The sequence below is a fragment of the Autumnicola lenta genome (assembly GCF_031846515.1).
GTDB classification, from domain to species: domain Bacteria; phylum Bacteroidota; class Bacteroidia; order Flavobacteriales; family Flavobacteriaceae; genus Autumnicola; species Autumnicola lenta.
This window is the reverse complement of record NZ_JAVRHO010000011.1, coordinates 121,593-132,847: the sequence shown is the minus strand read 5'-3', so window position 1 is coordinate 132,847 and position 11,255 is coordinate 121,593. Positions and strand designations below refer to the sequence as shown.

Genomic DNA, 11,255 nt, shown 5'->3' with positions numbered 1-11,255 from the left:
CCAGGATTACCTCCAGAATATTTGGAACCATTAAAGGGAATAAGCCCCGATGTTAAAGGGGTAATGAAAGGAATAATGAAAACTTTTATAGCTACAAGAGTCTAAAATTTTAAGATACCCTTAACTTTTTTGGGGCACCCAGTTGCACACCAGAAAGTGAAGAAAAAGTTGATAATTCGACGCGAGCGAAGTATTAACTGTAAAAAAGAGAAGCTCATCCAATTTAGGATAAGCTTGTAATTTTTCAGTTAATCCAAGTAAATACGGGAGTTTCCACGATTTAGGAAAATTTACCCCACAAAAAAAGCCTCTCATTTCTGAAAGGCTTTTGCAACTTTGCGGTCTGGACGAGCAGGTTACCGCTCGCATCCTACATATCTTCAAGTATCTGAGAACACAGAGATTCTCAAACATTGTATTTTCAAAGTCACTCAAAATAACTCAACAAACGTCAGCACGTTGTACTGATTTTTGTATTAAGTGGGATTGCAAATAACATTAAGATCTAATTTTCAAAGAGATTCTATTTCCTATTTGAGATAGTTTATTCCAAACATCCTTTTTATGTGTTACTATAAGTAGTGCTTTTCGACTTACTTAACTTATCTTAATTTATCAAGTTTCTTCATCAGGTATAACATGATAATGAAATTTTCTTTAGAGGAAAAAGAAGATGCTTTGTTGCGGTAGTAGTCTTTTAACATTAGAAGGGTACTCTTTTTATTTCAAAAAATGACCTTTAGAAGCAGAAATATTACAATAAGTTATACGGGAGCGTCTAAAGTTCGATTCCCGTTAGAAGCTCTTGAATTTTCTTAATCAAATTTTATAAAATCATAAATTACTTCCAACATGAAACTTATTCGAGATTTTAAAAAAATTTAAAACCTAAATTCACTCATAATCATAAGTTAAAGTCAAATCTATAAATTGATCAGATTTTATAAGATGATTAAACTTTTTCTTTAATTTGGAATACTCATTATCACCTTTCTTCACATCTTCCCTCTTAATTGTGTAGAATTCTAAGAAATTTAGCAAAATAGGATTAGTTGTCAGTCCTTTAGTATCAGAGAATTCGCTGGTCTCAAGGATAGGTTTAGCTTCTTCCCAAAGCTTTTCGTCAGTTCTTATGGTATTAAAAATTGCCCTCCACCTAGATGTCAAATGAAGTTCTTCTTCGAAAAGTTTCCTGTAAATAATAAATGTTTCAGGCATATACATGATCTCAAAGTACTCATCCTCATTCGCTCCAAATGCTTTTTCAAAAAAACTTCTTTCCGGAGGTACTATTCCTCTAGTAACATTGCTAATCGATTGAATTGCTCGTATAAATTTCTTATTCCAAAATTTACCGATGTAAGACCTGTGTTTTGCTTCTTCCCCGAACAGCGGTATATATTTCATCGGAAATGAATAAATATGAATATCTAATTCCTCTGAAAGTTCCATATTGATGTGCATTCTTTTCCATAAATCCTCAGGTCTATCTTTAAAATTAAATAGTAAATAGTTTGAAAGCCGAGTTATATTATATTTCGCTGCCAATCTAACAGCTTTTTCATATTGTTTTTTCAAACCCCAATAATCAAATGCAATTCTCAATGGATTAATTGGTATTTCACTTATTAACTTCATATTCTCGTCAGTTACATAACGAGCATCTGTACCTTGATTAAAATCTACGTATCTATTTCTCGGTGCCTTATTTCTGTAACGTTCGAATAATTCTTTTAATTCATCATATGCGACTAATAAATTTTCTTTGGTCACAGAATCAATTTTCAGTAGACCAAATTTCTCATATATGTCGTAAACTATTTGTTGATTTTCTCCTTTAACTCTTTTATTCAAAAATTCTTGTAATAACGAATAACATTTCTTTATATACGCAATATCATTATCATTTTTTTTCAAGTTACGAATAGCTATGTCCAATTGGTTTGGCTCTACAAATTTCGCACCTTTAAAAAAGCCCATATCTTTTATATCCTGAATAATTTCTGGAAATTTGGGTGATGCCAAGACGTTATTATCCATTAGCAGAAGATTTTGTTGTTCGCCATACAATTCTTTGATCTTCTCAAATTTATCTTTTGTAGGAATCTTTTCTTTATAAGTTGGTTCGAGTTTTGGAACAGAACAAAATGCACAAGTTCTGGTACAGCCTTTAGTCATAAAAGTAAAATATGCACTACCTGTAGGATATTTGTAGTCGATTTCATTTAAGATCGAATAATCTAATGGCAAATCATCTACAATAATAGAATTACCTTTGTCAAGCATACCAGGTTTATCTAATATCCCCGTCATTGCCTTTATGCCTGTTTCTTCTTCAACTTCAGCAGTTAATAGGGATGCTAAAACACCACCGACTTTTAATTCATCAATGTCTTTTACTAAACTTTTTGCATCGTGGATAGCTTCGACAGTAACTTTCCAATAGAAAGTAAAAAGTGTGGTTATATAAACCCTATCCCAAATAGGATTATCCTCATATTTTTTATTCTTGTAGTAATCTCCAAAATATTTTAGCCACATTTCGACTAATGGAACTTGACTAGTTATCTCGCTAAAATTTTCATCTTCCATTTGAGGCGTAGGCAAAAGAGCTTCACGTTTAGTTGAATGGTTTGATTTTATATACTTTGAAATACTCTTTTTTTGTCTTTTCCAATTAACCTTAGGGCATACTTCATTTAGCTTGAAGATACAATCATCTATAATTTGATTAAATATATATTGTTTTACATTGCCTTTATAAAAAACCACATTATCCCCCAACATTCTGTGATAAGTGGCAATTTTCATCAAACCTATGGGTGGATATTTGTTTTTATATCCAGGTTCAATGAGTAGTATTTGACGTTTTCTCTTTGTCATTAATTATATTTTTCAGCTATTTTCTTTTTTATAAATTCGGCTTTTCCCACCGTGAAATTTTCTTCAATAATTGTAAAAATCTCATTGACCAAATTACGTTGTTCAACATTCAATTTAGCTAAAGTTAATTGATAAGTTTGAACGTTTGACTCCAAGTCAAATTCCGTATCATTTATTTTTATTTTTAACGGACCTATAATATGTTCATATATAACTTTTAATAATTCGTTTTCAGCAGATTTGTCTTTAAGCTTTAATAACTGTTCCGATGAATATATTGCCTTGTCTTTAGAATTTAACAATTCATCTCTTTTCTGTACAATTTCTTTATGAGTGAATTGTCCGCTTTGAATACTTTCTTCATATTCTTCTAATTTAGTGCGGTAATTTTCAATATCATTTTTCCTGTTATGAAGTTGCGAAGAATCTTGTGTTAAACTTCCTAGTTTAGCAAATACGCTTTTAAGCTTTTCTTCTAATACAGATGTAGTTTTAGAATCATTGAAGTAATCTCTTCGTGCATTAGGTTTGAATTCTGAACCAAATGCATGTACTTCACCTATATAATTTAAATTTTGCCTAGATTGACCATAGAGTTTGCTAAGGGTAAGTTCATTACCAATTGTGATGTTCTCTTTTCTTAATCTTACTCCACGCTCTATATTTTCGTCTGGTATTTGATAATTCAATTTGTCTGTAATCCCAAACCAGCCAATAGCTAATAATTCATAGTCTTTATCTTGAATTGTGAAACAAGAAACGTCCAGAAGCTCTGCATCTTTTTTAGTCCCTGAGTTATTTGTTTTATAAAAAATAGATTTGTACGGTTTATAAAGTCGTCGATTATTAATGCTTAATTCCACGTCATATTCGTCTAAACGACGTTTATTTGACTGAAAAAATGCATATATCTTCTCCTTAAATTCGAATTCAGGTGAGAAAGGAATTGGAGCTACCATAGAAAGATAATCTGCAATGGATTTTTCATCTAACAAATTTTCATTCTGAACTTCCATTAAGGTAACTCTGAAATAATGAGAATCCTTATCGGTTTGCATTTTCTTGATACTAGTAATTGTACCCATTACGGTTGCTGCGTCATCTGTATTTGTCGTATTTTCAATAATTAATTTTAGCAACTTTGAATCTAAGGTTATAATACTTTTAGTACCTTCCCCATGGAAAGATGTTTCAAATATTAATTTGCCACAATATCCCAACCCCCCGAGTCTTCCAATTCCTCTAAACCCTTTTTGTTTAGAGACGTCCTTTTGGGAATTAGCCACATCCCCTAGAAAGGAGAGAACGTTTTCTGCTTTTATCCCAGTACCATTGTCTTCAATAATTATTTGCCCCTTGCTTTCATTTATTGCAATACTTATCCTACCCTCTGACTTATCAAATAATAATTTTTTTTCTACAGCATCATCTATGGCGTCCGCAGAGTTCTGAACATATTCTCTGTATACAATTCGAGCATCTTCATACATCCCAAGAGTAAGTGTCTCTATAACATTTTTACCAATATGTGGTTTGATCTCATTCATAACCATCCATATTTAAAGATTCTAAAATGATTTTTTACTTCCGTCGGGACTTTATTAATGTCATATTCATCATGAGCGTGAAAAATATTGTTGCTCGTTACTCTAAAAACAACATAAACGTCATTATAATAATCATAACTGTAATAACGTTCATTACCAAACATTACATCTAAACGATTATCAAGAAGTTTTTGAGCAGTTTTGTTTTCCAAACAACTTAGTTGGCTTACAAAACTATCTCTTTCATGGGAGTCTGAAACTAGCCAAGCATTTTTGTCTTTATATTGAGATAAGTCATGTTTAGGCGTTTTATGTTGAAATTGAAGTGTAAGTTGTTTGAAAAGTTCAGTTAAATCATTGTCTCTGTCTGCAATGATAGCGGCGTGTTCAAATTCAATATTGTCAGACTCCGTCTTTAATATGTTTGTGTTATTCCAGAAATACTCGAATGAAAAATACACTCGATTTTCATTCTCATTGTTATGACAATAAGAAATTAAAAGATTTACTTCGCTTTTTAAATCTTCAGTAAAATGACTCTTTACTTGATTTGGTGCAGATTTAACTCTTTTATAAACAGAACCATTGTATGACTTATTATCTATTTTTGAGAAAAAAGTACTAATTCTATTTGCAAGAGCCCATAGACTTCCTTTAGTTTCAGAATATGGAAACTCCGATAAAATCAACTCCAAAAGTTCGTCACTTAACAAAATAGGATATTTCTCTAAATTTGAGATAAGATTTGAATATGAATCTAAAACACTAATATAATGATGTGAATTGATGCGGTAGTCATTTTTATCCCACACAATAGTGGACGGATCTATAACTGCAACAAACCTGGCCCTATCCATTCTTTCTTCTTTTTTTTATCTGAGCTTTAATAATAGAATCCATTTCCTTGGCTGGTTGTTCAATAAAGTCTTCTGGATAATAATTTAATATGGTGCCAAAATCGTCTAACTCTAACTTTCTAAAAATCCCGTTCTCAATAAAGGTTAAATTAATGATGTCATCCATATTGTTTGATTCATCCTCAGCAATTCGTCTTCGCATACGGGTAATGAAATGGCTACTATGTGTTTCCACAATAACTTTTTTATCAATTAGAGTAAGGCTATAAAAAAAATCGTAAAGTAAACTCTGTATTTTAGGATGCAAATGAATTTCGGGTTGTTCAATAATTAAAATCCCCTCTTTAGGCATAAGTAAGCCTTGTACAACTATTGGTAATACTTGACTAACGCCATAACCTACATGCTTAATATTTACTTTTAGTCCATTATTATCCTCTAGATAAATTTGATATGAGTCTTCCTTTTTTTCAGAATAAACTTTTTTTGAAATTTTAAATTGGTCACAAAGCCAGTAATTAACAGCTTCGAGTAGCGTTGTGCTTTTTTTATCAATTTGATTAAAACTATAAGAGTCTACTTTTTCATTTTCAAAATCCTTTAAGATTTGTGCGGTGTATTCACCTGCAATACCGACATATCTACTAGATAATGATTCTTTATAAGCTATTTCTGGCTTTTGTCTTATTGGACCGATATAATAAAAAGAGTTAAACACATTCGTCAAACCGTCTTTTATCCAATCTATTTTGAACGGGTACTTATCGCCAGTTGTATCTGTTAAAGTTTGTGGAATCATTGCAGCAAAATCAATTGAACCCCTAAATTCAGTTTTATCTAAGGCCTGAATAAATGTTGAAGGGTTAGACACTTCTGCTTTGCTTGCTCTTTCAGTTTCGTTATTAATTTTTAAAAACCATGAATTACCCTCTTCTGCTTTTAAATCTAAAATAAAGTCAGATACAAATATCCTTTCATCCCTCATTTGAAAACCAACATCTACACTTACTTCTTTAGTATTGATGTAATTTGGTGGAATTGTTACTTCCTTAGGATCTAAGACGATAGAAAACAAAATTTTATTATTCTTATTTTGATTAAAAACTATGTCTTTAAATTCTCTATTTTTTATTGAAAGGACACTTTTGGTTGAGCTATCTTCTAATGTTTTTTTTATCAATAAAAGCATTTGCACAAATGATGATTTCCCAGAACTATTTGTTCCAGAAAGAACTGTCATTGGTTTAATTTCAAAATTGTGAACTTTTGAAATCGATTTGAAATTCTCAATTGATATCTTCATCTTAGTTCCTCTTTTATTTTATCTTTTAATAGCGAAGCTAAATCTGGTGTGAGTACAATATCAACAACTCCAAATATCCTTGACACTAATTTTCTATCCTTTCGGCTGAGAGTAGTTATATCGTCAGTAATGAATTTCGATTTGCCGCTGTCTTTTATTTTTACTTTACTTATATCCCTATTCTTTGCCTTTACAACATTTTCAAATACCTTCGACTTTGAAGTGTCGGTAGACGATATTTTTTCTTTTGCTTTTTTCAGTTCTGCTTCTGCTGATGCAGCCTTTTCCTTCTTCTGCTCAAATTTGTCTATAAAATTAGCCTTCTCTTTTTCATCAGTAAAACCCCCATTTTTAGATTTTTCTTCAAAAACCTTAGTGAAGTCGACCAAATCATCTATTTTTTTTTGACTATTTCTTACCCTTGACGAAAAATGATAGAGGTTATGTAATTCAACAAACTTTATTTTAATAAATTTTTCAAACTCTTTGAGGGTTTTATTTTCTGTGAAATAATCTCTACGCGAATTTGGAATTAGTTCTGGACTAATTGCGTGAACTTCGCCGAAAAAGTATTTAGTTCCTCTTGATTCTTTGAATAGTTTGGATAAGGCCTCTTCTAACCCAATCTGAATATTACCCTTTCTAAGTCTCAAGCAACGAGCTGTATTAATAGCAGGCAGTACTTTAGTAAAATTCGAAACTGCATACCATCCCCATGCTAAAAGCTGATTATTTGAATTACGAATTTCATAAGTTTCAATATCGTGAATCTCATCGATCTTTTTTTTGTTTTGAGTATCACCTGCATAAATACTCATAGTATAAGACTTGAGAACTTGATTTTTATTTACATAGATAAGGTATTCGTCGATATTAAAATCAAGCTCTCTTGCTTTATCGTAAACTTTATCCTTAAAAAAAAAGCCTTTAGAATAAGGAACAGGCGCAACCATCATTAGATAATTATATATATCGTCCTTATCTAAGAGGGCTTTATTTTTCACTCCTTGTAAAGTAACCTTGAAATAGTGCATCTCACTAGATTCTTTTTCTTCTCGGAAAGTAGTTACTTGGTCTATAATTATTGTGGCATCCTCTTTTGTACTGCGATTATTAATAATTGATTTTAATTCCTGTGCATCCCAAGTAAGATAGGTTTTCACGTCCTCCCCTTTAAAGCTTGTTTCAAAAATTAATTTATCTGCATAAGCAAGTCCACCAAGTCTACCTATGCCTCGAAACCCTTTGTTTTTAGTTCTATCTTTTGTAGATTTTGCAATATTTTTTAAGATTGACTGTACTTCATTTCTGGATATCCCTGTTGCATTGTCAGTGATGCTTATTAATTCAGATGTAGGTTGAATTACAATTTCAATTCTGCCATCCCTCAAAGTTTCAAACAATCCATCTTCAACGGCTTTGTCTATCTGATCAGCACTATTTTGTATGTATTCTCGAAAGATGAATCTCGAGTCTTCATACATCCCTAATGTCAGGGACTCAATAACGTCTTTACCTATTTTAGTTTCAATTTTAGCCATTCGGGAATTGTTTGTAAAGTGGTCTTGGAAATTTGATATTTAATAACGAACGGAAAACAGGATGTTCAATTATGTATTCGCCTGGGTCAAGACGTGTCATCATATTTTTGTAAACATTGGGAACGAACCTGTAATCTCCTTTTGAAATTTCTATGGCATTAGTCCTCCCATAAGCATGAGTCGCACAATTTCCTTTTACCCTATCGTGAATAGCGCTCTTGAATTGCTCTACCGAAAACAGAATTATACCCAATGAACGACCTCGCTCAGAAATATCAATAATTTGCCTTAAAATGGGCGAGTTTTTTGGTATGTCCTTAGAGGCATATTTATTTAGCTCGTCAATAAAAATTACAATCTTTGAAGGAATATCGTTCTCATCCCTTTCTTCTTGACCAAGTTTTAGATCGTAAATCGCCCTGATCACATCACCAAAAACAAATGCCTGAGTATCTTGGTCAAGTTTTGCAATATCTATAACATGAATATCATTTTTTTGAATGCTTTTTATCGAATCTCTGAGTCTTACTTCACTTTTTTCCGGGACAACTCTTGGATTGAAAATTTCATTGTTTAAGGCTTTGGTCACTATTCTTTTAAACTTCCTCCAACTCATTACGGATATTTCCTTATCTCCTTTCTGCCCAGATTTTGTATATTCTCCAACTTTATTAATAAACTGTCCCCAAGTTGTAATATCCCCAAATCCTCCTTGCCCTGTTAATATGAAATTTACTATTGATTCCATTGTACCAGTAGAATCCTCTACATTTGAAAACAGTAAATCCAGACTTTCTTTATCATCTTCAAAATTATATTTGTATCTGAAACCTTTATCCAAATCAACCTGTGTATTTATATCATCACTATTACCATAACTATGTGTTTTAGATTTTGAATGATTTGAAAAGGGATAATAATATTTTGCATTTTTAAAAGGTTCAGTATTCAATCCTAACATTGAAGTGTATCGCTCTTTTTCATCTATGTCTAAATCTTCATTTGGCTCGTCGATTGCTAACAAATCCCTTCCCTTTACATTGAACATAACAAAAGCAACTGAATCATTTCCATCCCCTTTAGATAAGTATTCATCTTGTATAGCTTTCATTAAAAACATTGTATAAGAGGTCTTTGCAGCCAATCCTGAGATTCCGGATATATTTAAATGGGCTCCTTCTGGACCTATCAAGAACTGAGAATTAAAATGAACAGGTAAAGTAACTTTATCTTCATCTCGGTACATTTCCATATACCCACAGATTAGTGGATTTTTAATTTTATCCAATCCTAAAGCTTCAAGTACTTCGGATTGTTCAGCTAGTCCAACTTTACTTCCATCTAGAACAGGTGTATAAATGCTTTTATTATTTCCTAAAACTTTTGCTTTAACGAAATTCATTCCTATGCGATGCATATTTGGTTCTGTAGAGACATCTCCAAAATCACTTGAAATAAAATTACTCAAGTAGCTTGCTGAATCAGTAATATGGGATATTTCCTCGATTACTCCGTAAGAAATGGACTTATCAATATGCTCAACTTTAACTACATCAAATGGATTTAAGATTCTTTGTTTATTCGTCCAGAAGTAAAATTCATCGATTGTAGTTGGTTTCTTTTCCGTAGCAGCTACCTTTCCTATAATTTTTTTCATATATTATTAAAATAAATTTATAAAATGCATATCGCTTAAATATTGACTTTTGATATATGATTCTGTCAAATGAATTGGATAAAGATGTTTTGCCCATCGGTCGTCTTTACCATAGCAAACTGGATTTCGTTCGTTAATTATATTTGCACTTATTAAGTCTATTTCGTCTGAATCTAAACCTTCCTCCTCTTGGATTTCTCGTACTAAAATCTTTTCGATTTTTAAAATGCCATCAAAAGGGCTTAAAGTATCACGTAGTCTCAAATACCAAACTGCAAATTTCACGTCCGGTATCCTTTCCGTTTGATACATAAAAGCAGGCGTTCTATGAAAGCATTTTAATTCCGCAATTCTCCTGGAAATATCTTTTACATCATTTGATAGTGCCTCGGGATTAAAAGCTTTTGATATACCCACAACGCAATCATAATTTGTTTTAACTACAGACAATTCTCTAGCTTCACCACTTTTCATATATTCGAGAGAACCGTCTTTTATTAAAAAAGATTGGTCATTTAACTTTTTGGCTTTAACCAGATCAAATACTACCTTTTGCTCCAAACCAACCATTTCATCTTGGATTTTCGCAACACCTCTATCTTCATATTTATCATTTTCTTTGAGAAGTTTACTACTGTATGGTAGAATTTTACTGATTTTTAAATTTTGTTTAAGCAGAATATCCTGTTCATTTAATTTTTTAATGAGATTATTAAAAAATAAACCACTATTTCCAATTCCCTCTTGGGCATTAGCATTCTCCGGAATTGATATTACTAGAGGGTTTTTTAAGTTTACAGATTTGAAACTGTGTTTATCTTTCCTTTCACAAACTGCCACCCCAATTTGACCTGCAATTATAGGATAAAGTCTTTTTCCATACGCAATATCATCAACTTTGTAGGTACGACGAGAACCGTCAAGAAAATATTTAAATAGTGGTTTGCTTTCTATTGCAAGTTTATCCGCTAGAATTTTTAAAGATTTGGGTTTTGTTAAACTCTTATCCGTTTCCCCTTTCTTTTTAACTTGAATTCCTATTTTATCATCATATTCAATTTTGGGAATCTCAATAGATTCAAAACAGTACTTATAAGATTTATAGTTTTTTCCGTCTGTTTCATCGGCAATAAAATCTAAAATTTTTTTCATAAAATTAACTGGTTCTAGCGAATCGCAATTTAAGCTCAAAAAATTTAAATATCCAATTAACCCTGACAAACTCTATTGAACTATATATGGATCATATCTACTTCTCTTATTATTTGCTAATCTAACAGATTTTCAATCCTTAAGAAAACATGTGCAGCATTTGGGTAAATTAGATTGACTTGATCTCTTATGCCTTAGCAGGTTCTTCGTCCGTAAGGGAATGTATCTGTAAGGAAAATAATTTCATTTTTGTGTGAATAATACACCCTACACTATGTTACAGGAAATTAGAGTCCTAATTGGACTTACAGGTGA

7 protein-coding genes are annotated in these 11,255 nt (G+C 31.7%); all 7 read right to left on the bottom strand.

Annotation, left to right across the window (positions count from 1 at the left end):
• Nucleotides 1-894 precede the first annotated feature (894 nt).
• The 7 genes from RM545_RS09650 to RM545_RS09620 are packed head-to-tail and all read right to left on the bottom strand — an operon-like array spanning nucleotide 895 to nucleotide 10,940.
• Nucleotides 895-2,883, bottom strand: a complete 1,989-nt coding sequence (locus tag RM545_RS09650; RefSeq protein WP_311495116.1) for a radical SAM protein — start codon at nucleotides 2,881-2,883, stop codon at nucleotides 895-897.
• Nucleotides 2,883-4,430, bottom strand: a complete 1,548-nt coding sequence (locus RM545_RS09645; protein WP_311495115.1) for an ATP-binding protein — start codon at nucleotides 4,428-4,430, stop codon at nucleotides 2,883-2,885. Before RM545_RS09645 ends, RM545_RS09650 begins: the two co-directional genes overlap by 1 nt.
• A complete protein-coding gene (locus RM545_RS09640; protein ID WP_311495114.1) occupies nucleotides 4,427-5,287 on the bottom strand; it encodes a hypothetical protein in 861 nt (286 codons plus the stop codon). The genes RM545_RS09645 and RM545_RS09640 overlap by 4 nt, the downstream gene beginning before the upstream one ends.
• The gene (locus RM545_RS09635) at nucleotides 5,280-6,590 is read right to left on the bottom strand and encodes an AAA family ATPase (protein WP_311495113.1); all 1,311 of its coding nucleotides are present in this window, start codon (nucleotides 6,588-6,590) and stop codon (nucleotides 5,280-5,282) included. Before RM545_RS09635 ends, RM545_RS09640 begins: the two co-directional genes overlap by 8 nt.
• Entirely contained in the window at nucleotides 6,587-8,131 is a 1,545-nt protein-coding gene (locus RM545_RS09630; protein ID WP_311495112.1) for an ATP-binding protein, read from the bottom strand. The genes RM545_RS09635 and RM545_RS09630 overlap by 4 nt, the downstream gene beginning before the upstream one ends.
• A complete protein-coding gene (locus RM545_RS09625) occupies nucleotides 8,124-9,788 on the bottom strand; it encodes an ATP-binding protein (protein WP_311495111.1) in 1,665 nt (554 codons plus the stop codon). The genes RM545_RS09630 and RM545_RS09625 overlap by 8 nt, the downstream gene beginning before the upstream one ends.
• A 6-nt stretch (nucleotides 9,789-9,794) precedes the next feature.
• Nucleotides 9,795-10,940, bottom strand: a complete 1,146-nt coding sequence (locus RM545_RS09620; protein WP_311495110.1) for a hypothetical protein — start codon at nucleotides 10,938-10,940, stop codon at nucleotides 9,795-9,797.
• Between the last annotated feature and the right edge of the window lie 315 nt (nucleotides 10,941-11,255).